The 18,034-nt window shown below is 58.8% G+C and carries 14 protein-coding genes; 8 read left to right on the forward strand and 6 right to left on the reverse strand.

Annotated features, from left to right (window positions below):
* Positions 1 to 175: 175 nt before the first annotated feature.
* Positions 176 to 3,022: an RNA polymerase-associated protein RapA gene (gene rapA, locus AOA59_RS02765; RefSeq protein WP_065929030.1), complete on the forward strand. Its 2,847-nt coding sequence runs from the start codon at positions 176 to 178 to the stop codon at positions 3,020 to 3,022.
* Positions 3,023 to 3,182: 160 nt separating this feature from the next.
* Here rapA and AOA59_RS02770 read toward each other — a convergent pair whose 3' ends face one another.
* Positions 3,183 to 4,529, reverse strand: coding sequence for an MFS transporter (locus AOA59_RS02770; RefSeq protein WP_017137218.1), 1,347 nt, complete (start codon positions 4,527 to 4,529; stop codon positions 3,183 to 3,185).
* Positions 4,530 to 4,780: 251 nt separating this feature from the next.
* Here AOA59_RS02770 and AOA59_RS02780 point away from each other — a divergent pair, with 251 nt between their 5' ends.
* Complete coding sequence (locus tag AOA59_RS02780) at positions 4,781 to 5,146, forward strand: YkgJ family cysteine cluster protein (protein WP_056857472.1); 366 nt, start codon at positions 4,781 to 4,783, stop codon at positions 5,144 to 5,146.
* A gap of 138 nt (positions 5,147 to 5,284) precedes the next feature.
* Positions 5,285 to 7,549, forward strand: coding sequence for a bifunctional diguanylate cyclase/phosphodiesterase (locus AOA59_RS02785; protein WP_099485831.1), 2,265 nt, complete (start codon positions 5,285 to 5,287; stop codon positions 7,547 to 7,549).
* Positions 7,550 to 7,862: 313 nt separating this feature from the next.
* Here the strand turns inward: AOA59_RS02785 and AOA59_RS02790 are convergent, their stop codons facing one another.
* Positions 7,863 to 8,183, reverse strand: coding sequence for a DUF2288 domain-containing protein (locus AOA59_RS02790; protein WP_099485833.1), 321 nt, complete (start codon positions 8,181 to 8,183; stop codon positions 7,863 to 7,865).
* Positions 8,184 to 8,524: 341 nt separating this feature from the next.
* On the opposite strand from AOA59_RS02790, the gene AOA59_RS02795 reads away from it, so the two are divergent.
* From AOA59_RS02795 to AOA59_RS02815, 5 genes are all read left to right on the forward strand, one after another.
* Entirely contained in the window at positions 8,525 to 9,652 is a 1,128-nt protein-coding gene (locus AOA59_RS02795) for a branched-chain amino acid ABC transporter substrate-binding protein (RefSeq protein ID WP_017137213.1), read from the forward strand.
* Positions 9,653 to 9,881: 229 nt separating this feature from the next.
* A complete protein-coding gene (gene livH, locus AOA59_RS02800) occupies positions 9,882 to 10,805 on the forward strand; it encodes a high-affinity branched-chain amino acid ABC transporter permease LivH (RefSeq protein WP_056857476.1) in 924 nt (307 codons plus the stop codon).
* Entirely contained in the window at positions 10,802 to 12,055 is a 1,254-nt protein-coding gene (locus AOA59_RS02805) for a high-affinity branched-chain amino acid ABC transporter permease LivM (protein ID WP_056857477.1), read from the forward strand. The genes livH and AOA59_RS02805 overlap by 4 nt, the downstream gene beginning before the upstream one ends.
* A complete protein-coding gene (livG, locus tag AOA59_RS02810; protein WP_069786268.1) occupies positions 12,052 to 12,819 on the forward strand; it encodes a high-affinity branched-chain amino acid ABC transporter ATP-binding protein LivG in 768 nt (255 codons plus the stop codon). Before AOA59_RS02805 ends, livG begins: the two co-directional genes overlap by 4 nt.
* Position 12,820: 1 nt before the next feature.
* Positions 12,821 to 13,522, forward strand: a complete 702-nt coding sequence (locus AOA59_RS02815) for an ABC transporter ATP-binding protein (protein ID WP_017137209.1) — start codon at positions 12,821 to 12,823, stop codon at positions 13,520 to 13,522.
* A gap of 50 nt (positions 13,523 to 13,572) precedes the next feature.
* On the opposite strand, the gene AOA59_RS02820 is transcribed toward AOA59_RS02815, so the two are convergent.
* Genes AOA59_RS02820 through AOA59_RS02835 form a run of 4 tightly spaced genes read right to left on the reverse strand, consistent with a single transcriptional unit; the run spans position 13,573 to position 17,566 of the window.
* A complete protein-coding gene (locus AOA59_RS02820) occupies positions 13,573 to 14,871 on the reverse strand; it encodes an MFS transporter (protein WP_371919054.1) in 1,299 nt (432 codons plus the stop codon).
* Positions 14,872 to 14,877: 6 nt separating this feature from the next.
* Positions 14,878 to 15,855, reverse strand: a complete 978-nt coding sequence (locus tag AOA59_RS02825; RefSeq protein WP_099485837.1) for a hypothetical protein — start codon at positions 15,853 to 15,855, stop codon at positions 14,878 to 14,880.
* A 23-nt stretch (positions 15,856 to 15,878) separates the two neighbouring features.
* Positions 15,879 to 16,574 carry a hypothetical protein gene (locus tag AOA59_RS02830; RefSeq protein WP_099485839.1) on the reverse strand — a complete coding sequence of 232 codons (696 nt, stop codon included), beginning with the start codon at positions 16,572 to 16,574 and terminating at the stop codon, positions 15,879 to 15,881.
* Complete coding sequence (locus tag AOA59_RS02835) at positions 16,574 to 17,566, reverse strand: SagB/ThcOx family dehydrogenase (protein WP_099485840.1); 993 nt, start codon at positions 17,564 to 17,566, stop codon at positions 16,574 to 16,576. Before AOA59_RS02835 ends, AOA59_RS02830 begins: the two co-directional genes overlap by 1 nt.
* Positions 17,567 to 18,034: the final 468 nt, after the last annotated feature.

The raw sequence follows: 18,034 nt of genomic DNA on the forward strand, positions 1-18,034 counted from the left end.
GACGACTTGAGTGCCAAGCCCCCAACTTGTGAACCAATCGTCATCTATCCGACGAACCTATCGCCCTTTTTCTTGCCGCTTGTAGCTTAAAGCATGAAGCTGCACCTATTCCTTTTGGTCTGGAAGCCGTGTTCCGTTAGAATAGTCGGCTTTTTCACGGCGGGAGTCAGGCAGCATGGCGCAGCAGTATCAACCGGGGCAACGCTGGATTAGTGACAGCGAAGCAGAGCTGGGGTTAGGCACCGTTCTGGCACAGGACGGGCGCTTGTTGACCGTGCTCTATCCGGCCACTGGCGACACTCGTCAGTATGCGCTACGGAATGCGCCCCTCACTCGTGTGAGGTTTTCGCCGGGTGACAGCATCACCCATTTCGAAGGCTGGAAAATGACCGTACAGGAAGTCGACGACGTCGATGGCCTGCTGGTCTACCACGGCCTTAACGGGCAGAACGAGCAAGTCACCCTGCCGGAAACCCAACTGTCGAACTTTATCCAGTTCCGCCTGGCCAGCGACCGTCTGTTCGCCGGGCAGATCGACCCGCTGGCCTGGTTTTCGCTGCGCTACCACACGCTGGAACACACCAGCCGTCAGTTGCAGTCCTCGCTGTGGGGCCTGGGCGGCGTGCGTGCGCAACCTATTGCTCACCAACTGCACATTGCCCGTGAAGTCGCTGACCGTATCGCGCCACGGGTATTGCTGGCCGACGAAGTGGGCCTGGGCAAGACCATCGAAGCGGGCCTGGTGATCCATCGCCAGCTGCTGTCGGGCCGCGCCAACCGCGTACTGATCCTGGTGCCGGAAAACCTCCAGCACCAGTGGCTGGTGGAAATGCGCCGTCGCTTCAACCTGCAGGTTGCGCTGTTCGACGAAGAACGTTTTATCGAAAGCGATGCCGCCAACCCGTTCGAAGACACCCAGCTGGCGCTGGTGGCTCTGGAATGGCTGGTGGACGACGAAAAGGCCCAGGACGCGCTGTTCGCCGCCGGCTGGGACCTGCTGGTGGTCGACGAAGCCCACCACCTGGTCTGGCATGAAGAAAAAGCCAGCCCGGAATACGCGCTGGTCGAGCAACTGGCCGAAGTGATCCCAGGCGTGCTGCTGCTGACCGCCACCCCGGAACAACTGGGCCAGGACAGCCACTTCGCGCGCCTGCGCCTGTTGGACCCGAACCGCTTCCACGACCTGCACGCCTTCCGCGCCGAAAGCGAGAACTATCGCCCGGTGGCCGAAGCGGTGCAGGAGCTGCTGGACAAGGGCCGCCTGTCGCCAAAAGCGCACAAGACCATCCAGGGTTTCCTCGGTGACGAAGGCGAAGCACTGCTCACCGCCGTCAACGATGGCGACACCGAAGCCAGCGCGCGCCTGGTGCGTGAGCTGCTCGACCGCCACGGCACCGGCCGCGTGCTGTTCCGTAATACCCGCGCCGCCGTGCAGGGTTTCCCGGAGCGCAAGCTGCACGCTTACCCGCTGCCGAACCCGGACGAATACCTCGAACTGCCGCTGGGCGAACACGCCGAGCTGTACCCGGAAGTCAGCTTCCAGTCGCAGCCGGATGTTGAAGAAGAAAACCGCTGGTGGCGTTTCGACCCGCGCGTAGAGTGGCTGATCGACCAGCTGAAAATGCTCAAGCGCACCAAAGTGCTGGTGATCTGCGCCCACGCCGAAACCGCCATGGACCTGGAAGACGCCCTGCGCGTGCGCTCCGGCATCCCGGCCACGGTGTTCCACGAGGGCATGAACATCCTCGAGCGTGACCGCGCCGCTGCCTACTTTGCAGACGAAGAGTTCGGCGCCCAGGTGCTGATCTGCTCGGAAATCGGCAGTGAAGGTCGCAACTTCCAGTTCTCCCACCACTTGGTGCTGTTCGACCTGCCGTCCCACCCGGACCTGCTGGAACAGCGGATAGGCCGTCTGGACCGGATCGGCCAGAAGCATGTGATCGAGCTGCACGTGCCGTACCTGGAAACCAGCCCGCAAGAACGGCTGTTCCAGTGGTACCACGAAGCGCTGAACGCGTTCCTCAACACCTGCCCGACCGGCAACGCCCTGCAGCATCAGTTCGGCCCGCGCCTGCTGCCGCTGCTGGAAAACGCCGACGACGGCGAGTGGCAAGCCCTGATCGACGAAGCCCGTGCCGAGCGCGAGCGTCTGGAACAGGAACTGCACACCGGTCGCGACCGCTTGCTGGAGCTCAACTCCGGCGGCGCGGGTGAAGGCGATGCGCTGGTGGAAGACATTCTTGAGCAAGACGACCAGTTCGCCCTGCCGATCTACATGGAAACCCTGTTCGACGCCTTCGGCATCGACAGCGAAGACCATTCGGAAAACGCCCTGATCTTGAAGCCCAGCGAAAAAATGCTCGACGCCAGCTTCCCCCTCGGCGACGACGAAGGTGTGACCATCACCTACGACCGTAACCAGGCGCTGTCGCGTGAAGACATGCAGTTCATCACCTGGGAACACCCGATGGTGCAAGGCGGCATGGACCTGGTGCTGTCCGGCTCGATGGGCAACACCGCCGTGGCGCTGATCAAGAACAAGGCGCTCAAGCCGGGCACCGTGTTGCTCGAACTGCTCTACGTCAGCGAAGTGGTGGCACCGCGCGCGCTGCAACTGGGTCGTTACTTGCCGCCGGCGGCGCTGCGCTGCCTGCTGGACACCAACGGCAATGACCTGTCTGGTCGTGTGTCGTTTGAAACCCTCAATGACCAGCTGGAAAGCGTGCCACGCGCCAGCGCCAACAAGTTCGTGCAGGCCCAGCGCGATCAACTCACGCCACGCATCAATGCCGGCGAAGAGAAGATCACCCCGCGCCACGCCGAGCGTGTGGCCGAGGCTAAACGCCGTCTGGCAGCCGACACCGACGAAGAACTGGCGCGCCTGACCGCGTTGCAAGCCGTCAACCCGACCGTGCGCGACAGCGAGCTGGTGGCGCTGCGCAACCAGCGCGAGCAAGGCCTGGCCATGCTCGACAAGGCGGCGCTGCGGTTGGAGGCCATTCGGGTGTTGGTAGCGGGTTGATAACCGCCCTGCCCTGCTAAAGAAGAAGGCCCGCGCAATGCGGGCCTTTGATCGTTCCCACGCTCTGCGTGGGAACGCCGCCCTGGACGCTCTGCGTCCGCTCCTAGAAGCATGACGCAGAGCGTCACAGGATGCATTCCCACGCGGAGCGTGGGAACGATCAAGCTACAGCGGCAGCAGCCGGCACCTCCACCGCCCCCAGCCCATCCTTCATCTTCTTGGCATCGCGTACAAAACTGCGTGAGGCCTGGAACAGAAACAACATGGTCAAGAACAGCGCCACCGGAATCAGGTACATGGCGTCGTGCAACCCCACCGCTTTATACGCCTCGGTCATCTGCGAGGCGCCATCGGCATACATTGCCGAATGGGCAAAATGATCAGACAGGCCGCCCACCACCACCGGCCCCATGCCACCGCCCAGCAAGTACAAGCCGGCAAAAAACAGCGCCATCGCCGTGGCGCGCAGGCGCGGCTCAACCACGTCCTGGATCGCCGTGTACACGCAGGTGTAGAAGTTATAGGCAAACAACCAGCCCACACTGAACAGCGCCACAAACACGCCAATCTCAATGCGCCCCGCGTGCAAGGCCCAGGCAGTGGTAATGGTCGAGATAATCAGGCTGCATGCAGCAAACAGCAGCCGGCCGTTGGCGACCCGCTGATGGATCTTGTCGGCAATCCAACCGCCCAGGGTCAGGCCCACCAGCCCGGTGATGCCGACAATTACGCCGGTGGCCACTGCGGCGTCCTGCAACGGCATCAGGAAATAGCGCTGCAACATCGGCACCAGGAACGAGTTGCACGCATAGGTGGCGAAGTTAAAGCACAACCCGGCCAGCACCAGCCACAGGAAGGTCGGTACCGCCAGAACGCGACGAATCGGGCGGTCGACGCGTTCCTGGGAGACTTGCACGGTTTCCGCCGCGCCGCGCTTGGGTTCCTTGATATAGAACATGAAGATCGCGAGGATCAGCCCCGGCACAGCAGCGATAAAGAACGGTGCGCGCCAGCTGTCGAACGCCTTGACCATCGCGCCAATGGTGAAGAACGCCAGCAGCAGGCCCAACGGCAAGCCCAGCATGAAAATGCCCATGGCCCGGGCGCGGCGGTGGGCGGGAAACAGGTCGCCGATCAGCGAATTGGCCGCCGGCGCATAGCTGGCTTCACCGATGCCGATGCCCATGCGCACCAGCAAAAAGGTCCAGAAGCTACCGACCATGCCGTTGACCGCCGTCAGCCCGCTCCAGGCAAACAAGCCCCAGCCCATCAGTTTGCTGCGTGAACCGGTATCGGCCAGGCGCCCGAGCGGCAGGCCGGCGATGGCGTAAACGATGGTGAAGGCGGTGCCGATGATACCGAGCTGGAAGTCGCTCAAATGCCATTCCATGCGGATGGGCTCGATGATGATGGCGGGAATGGTGCGGTCGAAGAAATTGAACAGGTTGGCGAGAAACAGCAGGAACAGAATGCGCCAGGCATTCGCCGCTTGGGTCGAGTTCTGCATGGGTCCGTCTCTTTTATTGTTATGAGAGCTGCGATGCCCGATGCATCCTGCCCGGTACCTGCAACATAATCAGGCCGGGGACGCTTGTCTGTAATGATTCGTAAAGCTGATAGGGCATGATTTCGCCCGTAACCGCGGGACTTTCCCTACGAAAATATAAGTTCGCGCCCCCCTTCCCAACCGCCATGGCACGGATAGAATGGCGAGCCTTCCGTAACACCCCAATCCTACTTTTCTTATCGATGACGCCCATGTCCGAAGCCAGTCCGTGTCTGAGTTGCGGTGCCTGCTGTTCACACTTTCGTGTGTCTTTCTTCTGGGGTGAATGCGCCTCATCGGGTGGCACAGTGCCCGATGACCTGGTGGTGCAGATCAACCCCACGCGCGTGGCGATGATCGGTACCGACCAGAAACCCGCCCGGTGTTGCAGCCTTGAGGGGGAAGTCGGCAAGGGCACCCGTTGCACCATCTATGAACAACGTTCGAGCCCCTGCCGCGAGTTCGATGCGTCATGGAGCCAGGGCGAACACAACGTCGATTGCGACACCGCCCGCGCCGCCTTTGGCCTGCCCCCGTTAGAGGCGCCTTTTGAACTGGACCTGCCGATCAGCGCTTAGCATCAAACGCTATGGCGGGCATGCCAAAATGGTTGAGAGCAAAGTGCCATTATCCCTGGCAAATCCCGCGAGGCTTCTATACTCGACTTCATAGGTCATCGCCGTAGGCTGTGACGTGACGCTATGACGGGGCTTGCTATGGAATGGCTGGGTCTGCATTTTTTTACCGACCTGCCAGAGAACGGGCATTTATTACTCAATTGCAGTCATAACCCGTTCCTGGTGCTACTGGCATATCTGGTTGCTTGCGCGGCCGGTTTCGGCACGCTGGACATGGCTGAACGTGTCGGCCATGTCGACGACCCTACCGCCCGCCGTCATTGGCGCTGGCTGGGAGCGGGTTGCCTGGCGGGTGGCATCTGGTCGACGCACTTCATCAGCATGCTGGCCTTCCAGGCACCTATCGCCATTCATTATGAATTGCTCATGACGTTCGCCTCGCTGGTGATCGCCTTGATCGCTTCGCTGTTCGCCATGCAAACCCTGAGTCACACCCGCCTGCGATTCCATCAATATTTGCTGGCGTCGATTTGGATGGGCCTGGGTATCGCGCTAATGCATTACGTCGGCATGTCGGCCATGCGCTCCCAGGCCGATGTGTACTTCGCAACCGACTTGTTCATGGCCTCCGTGGCCATTGCCATCGGCGCCAGCCTGGCCGCGCTGTTGCTGTCGAGCTACCTGCGCACCGGCGCCGGCGTGTTCCATCAACTGCTCAAATACGCCGCCAGCCTAGTGCTGGGCGCCGGCATCCTGAGCATGCACTTTACCGGCATGGCGGCCATGCAAATGCTGGTGCCGGCCGGCGCTGACCTGTCGTTGCCACTGGATAACAACCCGATTCAACTGGGCCTGTCAGTGGCCGTGATCACCCTGTTGGTGATCGGCAGCAGCGTCAGCGCCGCCCTCGCCGACAAAAAACTGCAACACAAGGAGCGTGACCTGCGCCGGGTCAACGCCCTGCTCAGTGAGCTGGACCAAGCCCGCGCTTCGCTGCAACAAGTGGCGCACTTCGATGCGTTGACCAGCCTGCTCAACCGTCGCGGCTTCAACCAGATCTTTGCCGAGAAGGTCGCGAAAAAAACCGCCGGTAACGGCATGATGGCGGTGATCTTCCTCGATATCGACCACTTCAAGCGCATCAATGACAGCCTCGGCCACGATGCTGGCGACCAACTGCTCACCGTACTGGCCGGGCATATCAAGGGCTCGGTACGCAGCCATGACGATGTGGTCGCGCGGTTTGGCGGCGACGAGTTCTGCATCCTGATCAACATTCACCATCGCGACGAAGCGCGGCACCTGGCCCAGCGCATCATGCTGAAGATGAAAGAACCGATCGAACTGGCCGGCCGGCGCATGGTGATGACCACCAGCATTGGCATCAGCCTGTTCCCCGATGACGGGCTGACCTGCGAAGAGTTGCTTAAAACCGCGGACCTGGCGCTTTACCAGTCCAAGGACGCCGGGCGCAACAGCCTGAACTTCTTCAGTTCCAACCTTAAAACCCGCGCCTTTCTTGAACTGCAACTGGAAGAGGAGCTGCGCGCCGCGCTGCGCGGCCGCAATGAATTGGTGCTGTTCTACCAACCGATCTTCGACATGAAACTGGGCAAGGTCACCCGCCTGGAAGCACTGGTGCGCTGGCAACATCCGCAACATGGGTTGCTGGCCCCGGACCGGTTTATCGGCATTGCCGAAAACAACGGATTAATTGCCGAGCTCGACCACTGGGTATTGCGTCAGGCCTGTCACGATTTGAGCCTGCTGTCTGACCGCGGTTACCCCGAGCTGACCATGACCGTGAATTGCTCGGCCTTGAACCTGGCCCGTGACGAGCTGGCCGATGAGATCGAAGCCGCCCTGCGTTTTGCCGGGATCGCCGCCAGCCGCCTGGAACTGGAAGTCACCGAAAACGCGCTGATGGGCAATATCAGCAGCACCCTGGCGCTGTTGCGCCAGATCCGCGCCCTGGGCGTTTCGCTGGCCATTGATGATTTCGGCACCGGGTATTCCTCCCTAGCCTACCTCAAGCGCCTGCCGCTCAATACCTTGAAAATCGACCGGTCATTTATCCAGGACATCCCCAAGTCCACCGCCGATGTCGAGATCGTCCAGGCAATCATCGGCATGGCCCACACCCTGCACTTGCAGGTGGTCACCGAAGGCGTGGAAACCCAGGCGCAATTTGAACTGCTGCTCAAGCACGGCTGTGACTTTATCCAGGGCTACCTGCTCAGCCCGGCGGTGCCCTTGAGCGATGTGGTAGGTGTGATCCAGGGCATCCAGATGCATAACCCGCTTTACCCGTTCAGCGTCGAGGGCAATAAGGACGCCCTCGCGCCGAAAGACCCCGGTGCAGGCCGCATCGGCCCGCCGTCCATTGTCAGGCCCATTCGCTGACGTCGTTTTTTTGGGAAAGTTAGGGTTAAACCCGAGCGTCCCGGACTCAGACGCACTGTAAAGTCGCGAGCTTTCATTGAGTAATGGCTCCTGGATTTTTGAGCTGTCCGTTTGATCGTTCCCACGCTCTGCGTGGGAATGATCTGCGGCTTTGCCACACCCGGAAACAATTCCCTCGATGTTTAGCCCGCTTTAAAACTGTTCCCGTGACGCTTACGTCACCGTCACCTGTGACCTTTCTCTACGGCAAGATGCCATCACGGCGCCAGCGGTTACTCCGCTACACACTTGAGCGGCGAAAAAACACGCACCTTTATAGTGCATTACTTTCTTGCGCTGCCCTTTCCTGGATCAGAATCCACGGCGAAACCACCACCGCCCACAGGCTCGGGTCACGCTCAACCAAGTCCAGCGCCCGCGTCGCAGACACCTCGCCAAGGCTGCCCGCAGCCAGCCAACCAGCGACTTTGTCGCGGTTATCCTCGGCCATTGCTTCGGCCGCTTCGATCAAATCCAGGCCGGCGTCGACCCACAATAGGGCACCCTTGGCAAAGAACGGTTCAAGCTCCTTCCAGGAAATTTCGGCGGTTTCACCGAGCAGCTTGGCATAGAGGGTGCTAGGTTCTTGCGTCATGGGAATTCACCTGAATAAAAAATCGGCGCAATCATAGCGTCAGGCGTCAGGCAGAAAAACCCAGTTGCAAATGAGGCACCGAACGAAAGTGTCAGGAAAGCCAAGGATTGCCTGAAACTCTGGCATCAGCCCGCCGCGATTCTGTCTTTTTCTTTCATTAAAGCGACACACCCAGGGTTTGCCCCCAGCAGCCAGCTTTTCAAGCGATCAACCGGCGCTCTACACTGTACCGGTACAGTTGCCAGGGCAATGCCGGGGGGATATCCGCGATATCTGATCCGGTTCTGCAGCTCACAAGGCCGCTAGAACTATAAAAAATACAACAGTAAGAGTGGAGCACTATGAATAAGGCTACTAAGCAGATTTCCAAACTGTTTGCCGCTATGGTCCTGGCTGGGGTTGCCGGCCATTCGTTCGCAGCCGACACCATCAAGATCGGTATCGCCGGGCCTAAGACCGGTCCAGTGACGCAATACGGCGACATGCAATTCATGGGTGCCAAGCAGGCAATCGCCGACATCAACGCCAAAGGCGGTGTCGACGGCAAAATGCTTGAAGCAAAAGAATACGACGATGCGTGCGATCCAAAACAAGCCGTTGCCGTAGCGAACAAAGTGGTCAACGACGGCGTCAAGTTCGTAGTCGGTCACCTCTGCTCCAGCTCCACTCAGCCAGCGTCCGACATCTACGAAGACGAAGGCGTGATCATGATCACCCCGGCTGCCACCAGCCCGGAAATCACTTCCCGTGGCTACAAGCTGGTGTTCCGCACCATCGGTCTGGACAGTGCTCAAGGCCCAGCGGCCGGCAACTACATCGCCGACCACGTGAAGCCTAAAGTCGTTGCTGTTATCCACGACAAACAGCAATACGGTGAAGGCATCGCCACCGCCGTTAAACAGACCCTCGAGAAAAAAGGCGTGAAAGTCGCCCTGTTCGAAGGCATCAACGCTGGCGACAAAGACTTCGGCTCGCTGATCCAGAAGCTCAAGCAAGCCAACGTCGACTTCGTCTACTACGGCGGCTACCACCCAGAGCTGGGTCTGATCCTGCGCCAGGCCAAGGAAAAAGGCGTGAACGCCAAGTTCATGGGCCCAGAGGGCGTCGGCAACGACTCCATCTCGCAAATCGCCCAGGGCGCTTCCGAAGGCCTGCTGGTAACCCTGCCGAAATCCTTCGACACCGACCCGGCCAACAAGGCCATCGTTGAAGAGTTCACCAAAAACAAGCAGGACCCAACCGGCCCGTTCGTGTTCCCGGCCTACTCGGCTGTTGAAGTGATCGCCGGCGGTATCGCTGCCGCGAAAAGCGAAGACACCGCCAAAGTGGCGGCTGCCATCCACGCCGGCACCTTCAAGACTCCAACCGGCGACCTGAGCTTCGACGCCAAGGGCGACCTGAAGGACTTCAAGTTCGTGGTCTACGAATGGCACTTCGGTAAACCAAAAACCGAAGTTTCCCCTCAGTAAGCCAGGCGTTACTGGTCCAACAAGCCCACTGTGAGAGCAGTGGGCTTTGTTTTACGAGGTTTATGGGCCTGTCACCCGCGATCCGGGCGCGGGCTCACCTGAAAATCTTAAAACCGTCACCAGCGGTTCGCTGGCAAACGCTTTGTGCAAATGTGCTCACAGAACACAGTGCAGGGCCGGAACATGACTCCACCAGTGAAATGCGTATCGGGTTTTTAGGAGCGCTGTAATGCCTGAGATCTATCATTTTTTCCAAACGCTGGTTAACGGCATGACCGTTGGCAGCACCTATGCCTTGATAGCCATTGGCTACACAATGGTTTACGGCATCATTGGAATGATCAACTTTGCCCATGGCGAGGTGTACATGATTGGTTCCTACGTGGCCTTCATCGCCCTTGCCGGGCTGGCCATGATGGGTATCCACTCCCTGCCGCTGTTGATGACCGCCGCGTTCCTGGCGTCGATCGTCGTGACCAGTGCCTATGGCTACAGTATCGAACGCGTCGCCTACCGCCCCTTGCGTGGCAGCAACCGTTTGATCCCGCTGATTTCCGCCATCGGCATGTCGATTTTCCTGCAGAACACCGTATTGCTGTCCCAGGACTCCAAGGACAAGTCCATTCCCAACCTGATCCCGGGGAGCTTCTCCTTCGGCCCAGGTGGCGCACAAGAAGTGCTGATTTCGTACATGCAGGTGCTGGTTTTCGTCGTTACCCTGGTGGCGATGCTCGGCCTGACCCTGTTCATTTCCCGCTCCCGTCTGGGGCGCGCCTGCCGGGCCTGCGCCGAAGATATCAAGATGGCCAACCTGTTGGGCATCAATACCAACAACATCATCGCCCTGACCTTCGTGATCGGTGCCGCACTCGCAGCCATTGCGGCGGTGCTGCTGAGCATGCAGTACGGCGTGATCAACCCCAACGCCGGTTTCCTGGTAGGCCTCAAGGCCTTTACAGCAGCGGTCTTGGGCGGCATCGGCAGTATTCCGGGCGCGATGCTCGGCGGGCTGGTGCTGGGTGTGGCTGAAGCCTTTGGCGCCGATGTGTTCGGCGACCAGTACAAGGACGTCGTGGCGTTCGGCCTGTTGGTTCTGGTGCTGTTGTTCCGTCCGACCGGCATCCTGGGCCGTCCGGAGGTTGAGAAAGTATGAGCAGATATCTTAAATCGGCGTTTTTCAGCGCCTTGCTGGTATGGGCCGTGGCCTTTCCGGTACTCGGCCTCAAGCTGAGCATTGTCGGCATCAACCTGGAAGTGCATGGCACCGGTCCCGTGACCTTGACCATCATCGCCCTGTGTTCGGTGCTGATGTTCCTGCGCGTGTTGTTCACCCAGCAGGTCGGAGCGTTTTTCAAGGGCAACCGTGGCCCGTTGGTGTCGCCCAAGGTCAGCCAGTTCCTGACGCTGCCGCGTACTCAGCGCTACATCATCATCGGTCTGATCGTGGCTGCGTTGATCTGGCCGTTCTTCGGCTCGCGCGGCGCCGTCGACATCGCCACCCTGATCCTGATCTACGTGTTGCTGGGCCTTGGCCTGAACATCGTGGTGGGCCTTGCCGGTCTGCTCGACCTCGGTTATGTGGGTTTTTATGCCGTGGGTGCCTACACCTACGCGCTGCTCTCACACTACCTGGGCTGGGGCTTCTGGATCTGCTTGCCACTGGCGGGCATGGCCGCCGCTACATTCGGCTTCCTGCTGGGCTTCCCGGTGCTGCGCCTGCGCGGTGACTATCTGGCGATCGTGACCTTGGGTTTCGGTGAAATCATCCGTCTGTTCCTGCGTAACCTTACCGATATCACCGGTGGCCCCAACGGCATCAGCAGCATTCCCAAGCCAACGTTCTTCGGGCTGACGTTCGACCGCACCGCTGCAGAGGGCATGCAGACCTTCCACGAATACTTCGGGATCGACTACAACCCGGTGAGCAAAGTGGTGTTCCTGTACCTGGTGGCGTTGTTGCTGGCATTGGCGGCTCTGTTCGTAATCAACCGCCTGCTGCGCATGCCGATCGGCCGCGCGTGGGAAGCATTGCGCGAAGATGAAATCGCCTGCCGTGCGCTGGGCATGAACCCGACCGTCATCAAACTCTCGGCCTTCACCCTCGGGGCAACCTTCGCCGGTTTCGCCGGCAGCTTCTTCGCCGCGCGCCAAGGCCTTGTGACCCCGGAGTCGTTCACCTTTATCGAGTCGGCGATCATTCTCGCCATCGTGGTATTGGGTGGCATGGGCTCGCAACTGGGCGTGATTCTCGCAGCGATCGTGATGATCCTGCTGCCGGAAATGATGCGTGAGTTCAGCGAATACCGCATGTTGATGTTCGGCGCCATGATGGTGCTGATGATGATCTGGCGTCCTCAAGGTCTGCTGCCGATGCAACGCCCACACATGGAGCTGCGCAAATGAGCCGCGAGATCCTGAAAGTCGACAATTTGAGCATGCGCTTCGGCGGTTTGCTCGCGGTCAACGGCGTGGCCCTGACCGTCAAAGAGAAACAGGTTGTGGCGTTGATCGGCCCGAACGGCGCCGGCAAGACCACGGTGTTCAACTGCCTCACCGGCTTCTACAAGCCGAGCGGTGGCAGCATCCTGCTGGATGGCCAACCCATCCAGGGCCTGGCCGGTCACGAGATCGCCCGCAAGGGCGTGGTGCGTACCTTCCAGAACGTGCGCTTGTTCAAGGACATGACGGCGGTCGAAAACCTGCTGATCGCCCAGCACCGTCACCTGAACACCAACTTCTTTGCCGGTCTGTTCAAGACCCCGGCGTTCCGCAAAAGCGAACGCGAGGCGATGGAATACGCCGAGTACTGGCTGGACAAGGTCAACCTCACCGAGTTTGCCAACCGCCCGGCCGGCACCCTGGCCTATGGTCAGCAACGCCGACTGGAAATCGCGCGTTGCATGATGACCCGTCCGCGGATCCTCATGCTCGACGAACCGGCCGCCGGCCTGAACCCCAAGGAAACCGAAGACCTCAAGGCACTCATCACAGTGCTGCGCGAGGAAAACAACGCCACGGTGCTGTTGATCGAACACGACATGAAACTGGTCATGAGCATTTCCGACCACATCGTGGTGATCAATCAGGGCACACCATTGGCCGACGGTACGCCGGAGCAGATCCGCGACAACCCGGAAGTGATCAAAGCCTATTTGGGGGAAGCGTAAAATGCTGCAATTCGAAAACGTTTCCACTTTCTACGGCAAGATCCAGGCGCTGCACAGCGTCAACGTGGAAGTGCGCCAAGGTGAAATCGTCACGCTGATCGGCGCCAACGGTGCCGGCAAGTCGACGTTGCTGATGACCCTGTGCGGTTCCCCCCAGGCCCACAGCGGCAGCATCCGCTACATGGGTGAAGAACTGGTGGGCCAGGCCTCTTCAGAGATCATGCGCAAGAGCATTGCCGTGGTGCCCGAAGGCCGCCGTGTGTTCTCGCGCCTGACGGTAGAAGAGAACCTGGCCATGGGCGGGTTCTTCACCGACAAGGGCGACTACCAGGAGCAGATGGACAAGGTGCTGCACCTGTTCCCACGGCTCAAGGAACGCTTCAGCCAGCGCGGCGGCACCATGTCCGGCGGCGAGCAGCAAATGCTCGCCATCGGCCGGGCGCTGATGAGCAAGCCCAAGCTGTTGCTGCTCGACGAGCCTTCGCTGGGCCTGGCACCGATCATCATCCAGCAGATCTTCGATATCATCGAACAACTGCGCAAGGACGGTGTGACGGTGTTCCTGGTGGAGCAGAACGCCAACCAGGCGCTGAAAATCGCCGACCGCGCCTACGTGCTGGAAAACGGCCGGGTGGTGATGCAGGGCACCGGGGAGCAGTTGCTGACGGATCCTAAGGTGCGTGAAGCCTATCTCGGTGGCTGAGCCATTGAGGTAAACAAAAACGGCCCTCGGGCCGTTTTTTTTATCGCCGCTTAATGCGTCGCACCCCATTGCCCCTTGCTCGCGCGCTGGCCTGCCAGCATCAATGCCCCGCCCAATAGCAACAGGCCCGCCGCCAGGAAGATATACGCGCCGTACACGTCCAGCGGCGCGTCTAAATAGCTGATGACGCGCTCTGCCCTATTCAATGTCTGAGAACACACCAGCGTACCGGTCAACGAGGCGATGGCCAGTACCGGCGTGACCGTTGCGGACACACGCCCCATGTAGCCTTCAGGCACGGCTTCCTGGAGCATCGGCCCTTGCACAATCGCAAACACCGAGAAGAACAACCCACAGCTGAACATCAGCGCCCACGCCAGGTAAAACGGCGGATGCAGCGAATACGCCAGGTAACTGAACCCCATGCACAGCAGCGCAAAGGTAAAGGCCTGACGCGTACTCAGTGACTTCAACAGCGGCCGGACCAGCACGGCAGCAATCAACCCGCCGACAGGGAACGCTGCGAGAATCAGCCCGTATTCATAAGGGCTCAAGCCCAAGGTTTTGAAGGCGTACAAGGACAATGCGACGTTATTGACCCCCAGGGAAAACCCGTACAACGCGACACCGATCAGCAACGTCCTGATCGAGGCGTGCCCCCAGGAAAACCGCAGCCCTGCGAGCACTCCATGCCAAAAGCGCAGCCGTTGTGGCTCGGCCAGCAAGGTCCGGCGCAGGCCCTGGGTAGACGCGATGCACAGGGCCGAACAGGCAAAGGCCAGCACATTGATCAGCAGTGCCAGGGCGGGGCCCACCCAGACAAATAAGGCCGGCCCAAGGGACGCCGACAACACTGAAATGCCCGTCAGGGAAAACATTGCCTTGGCCGATGCTTCAACGCGTCGTGCCGAAGGGATGACCACTTGCATGATCGCCTGGCGTGACGGGTTGAAAAACTGTGCGGCCGTGCTGTTAACCAACAACAACAGCAGCACACCGACGAGCACTTGCATCGGGTCCAGGCCGGCCAGCGAATAGATCACAAAAAAGATCAGGAAGTTGAGCACCCGAATCCCGTCCGCCGCAATCATCACGTACAGCGGCGTCATCCTGTCCACCCAAGCCCCGGCCAGTGGCGCTACCAGTACACGCGGTATAGCCGAAGCCGCCACTGCCAGGCCTACGGCCGTCGGCAAGAACACACTGTCGTGAAACAAGTCAGTCACCAGCCACACAATGACGGTGCTCTCGAAAACGAACTCGCCAAACGATGAGAGGGCTTGCCCCAGCCACAGGAATGAGAAATTTCTGCTGATGAAAAAATCTGCAAAGCGGTTCTTCACAGCCACATTACCTTATTGGTCGTAACTACATTCAAAGGACTCAAGCAACCCCTGGGCACAGGACTTGATGGATTCGGACATACCGAATCTGGCAGCGATTTCGAGGGCCGTCACCGCATTCCTGTTACCTTTGACCGCTTCTCCGATAGCGGTCAGATCCCGCCAGTGCTCCCAGGATGGATCAAAGGGAATAAGCGGCGGATGTCTGTCCCGCCAGTAGAACCCCCAGGTCCGCCACCCTTCGTAGAACGTTTGCCAATCCTGCATCAACAGCGGCTTGGCAAAGTTACTGAGTGCCAACGGTTCAGCCAGCGGCTGGAATCGCGCTTCGATACTGCAACGCCAACCTTCGCCGGTATTGGTCGCACCGCCATGCGGGGTAAACGTATTGAACAGCAACACATCACCCGGACCTAATGCGAAGACGTTTTTTGCGCCCAGCACGTCGGGGCAGACTTGCCATCCTGAGGGGTTGAGTGCCAGTTCGAGCGGCAACAGGGTTTCACCTGGTTTTTTGGTGTAAACCGGCAGCGATCCCGACCGCTCATCGACATTAAAAAGGGGCGCCCACAAGGTGATCTGCTGGCCACTGCCCTGCAATTCCGGAAAGTCCTGGTGAACGCCCGGTGAGGAGTGCATGGAGGAATCCAAGGGTGCCAAACCGCGCACCCATTTGATCGGATGAACGAACACCTCATCGGTGTCGAGGAGCAGCTTCATCACCTCAATCACCTCGGGCGCTTGAAAGAGTGCCTCGGTCAACTCGCTGCGCATCACGTCGACAAACTTCAGAAAGTCCGGGTCGGGCTGCTCTGGCGCCTTGAAGCGCGGCTGGCCAATCTCGGTAAAACCATCGGTTATTCGATGCTTGCGCAATTGCTCGATGACTTTTTCAGCGAGCAGTGCCATTGTCCGGCTATCGAGCAACTCGCGAACAACGACATAACCCTCTCGCGCGTAGGCGTCCTTCAGCGGCGAAAGTCTGTTCATTTTTGCAACTCCTTGCGACGCACTCAGCCTGGAAACACCAGTCGGATGGCATAAAGAACATCCCGTTCTTCCGTCAGGCGCAGCATATTCGACGCTGTTTCTTCGTGTACAGCCGGCGTCATTCTGGCCGCCAGCCCTTGATGCTGCCCCTCCAACAACAAGGCATGCCCTACACGCCCCACATCCAGCAACGCTTTGGCGTAGGCAATATCGGGATCGCCGAATGCTGCAACAGCAAATTGCCAATTGATCCCAAGCAACACCGTGATGCCTTTGCCCCCGGCCCATCCTTGGCCCTGAATGATCCTGGCGACCACCTCACTGTCACTGGCGCGGTCCGTACGCTTTAGCGCTCTGGGCGTATGGTCGAGTAGCCAAGCTGCATCCGCCCAGCCCTGTACGCCCTGGGTAACGATCCCGGCAAACAGATGTGTTTCCTGAGCCAATGCCTGATAGAGGCACCTGAGCAGCGACTCCAGCACCGAAGAAGGAACGTCGCGCTCGGCAACAGACGTAAAGCTGCGTCTTGAAATAGCGCGCTTGACGTCATAGCCGGTCACCAGTTTATCCAGCAGATAACGATGGCTTTGCAGGGCCTGCGGCCGGGCGGCCTCATCAGCCTGCAATTGCTTGAGGAACACATAAGGGCGCTCCCAGTTATGGGTCTCCCACGTATCGGGTATCGACACTTCACTGCCGTGTTGGCTGACATATCTCATTAGTTCCACCCTTCCAGCAAACCGATGGAAAACGCAGGTAGGCCGTCGTCCAAAGACTCGTCGGTGAAGTTTTTTGCGTATTCGAAGTCCACGACAAAGCGTGACGTGTAATGCCAGTTGCAATAACTGGCCAACGCCGACAATTGCGCCTCTGCGTGACCGGCATCGACGAGCAAGGCGCGAAAACTTCGGGGGTCACGGTAGCGGAACATTGAGCGTCTTACAGCTGCACACAGTACCAGCCTCACCACCCAGTCGGCATCCGAACTTAAAATGCGCTCGGCCTCGATTGAATCGGGCAACTGCGGAGTGATTAATTTAAGTGAACCATGGGTCGGGGAGAAATAATAAACACCCGGCTCAACTATCGAAGAACGATGTATCTCGACAAAACATTCAGTGGGGTGCCGGGCGCCGCCGGAAGGAATGGACTTCTTGAGCAATTCAACCTGATGATAATCACGCTCGCCGTCGTAATACGCCGGTTGGTGCAAACGCACGCCAAAGGTGCCGGACATAATCATACTGAACTGATAGAAAACAGAGTTTCTTAACTCATCGATGTCCAGATTAATGGCGTCAATGAGTGCAACCTCATTGCCTGACTCAATATTCAACTCTACAGCCGGATACGCATGTTGCTTGACGTAGGCTGCCATGATCCGAGCATCTGCCTCCAACGCCGAAAGGCCTTGGGACATGTCCAGGAAAGGGTGGTTCTGGGTCGCGTGATGATAGCCGGACTTGGGCTGCGCCGGCGCGGGCAGGCAAACGTGGGCCAGCAACGTATCAATGCCAGCCTCACTGAGGGTGTTATCACGTGCAATGGCTTGCTTTACCAGATCGGCATTGACCGCCTGGCCGCAGTGCTCGGCAATGACCTTGCCCAAGCCCTTGGAAATCTTGACGCCGTTATGGCCTGACGAGTAGTCAACCCAACATTCTTCTTTACCGTCGTCAAACACTAATGCTGCGGGGTTTATATGATACATGACCTGCTCCTTGAAAGACCTGGAGAGCGAACTCTCCAGGCCCGCTGCTTCTTACTTAGCCACTTTCACTGGCTTAGGCTGGGAAGGCAGTTTTACGTGCATCAGGTTGCAGGTGGCACTTTGCAGGAGAGCGACTTTTACTGCTTTCATCGTTAAATTCCTTCTTTTAGTTTAACTGGACATTATCCAGTAGAGGGGTTCCTGAATTGCGCATTTCATTTGTTGCCGGCCAAAACAAATTAAATAGCCCACCAATAAAAGTCAAACCGAAAAAACTTTAAATTTATAACTCGCTGTTCCGCCTACACAAAATTATTGTAAACCCCCAATAACGGGGACAAGGCGATTTGCACAGAAGAAAAACCGGATTAAACACATCACATAAACGCACAGCCTCCGCCCCGCCTATTCAAAACGCGCCCACAATGAAAACACCCCGACGAAAACCGGTACTTATATTTAAAAAAT

The organism is Pseudomonas sp. 2822-15 (assembly GCF_002742515.1).
GTDB lineage: Bacteria > Pseudomonadota > Gammaproteobacteria > Pseudomonadales > Pseudomonadaceae > Aquipseudomonas > Aquipseudomonas salomonii.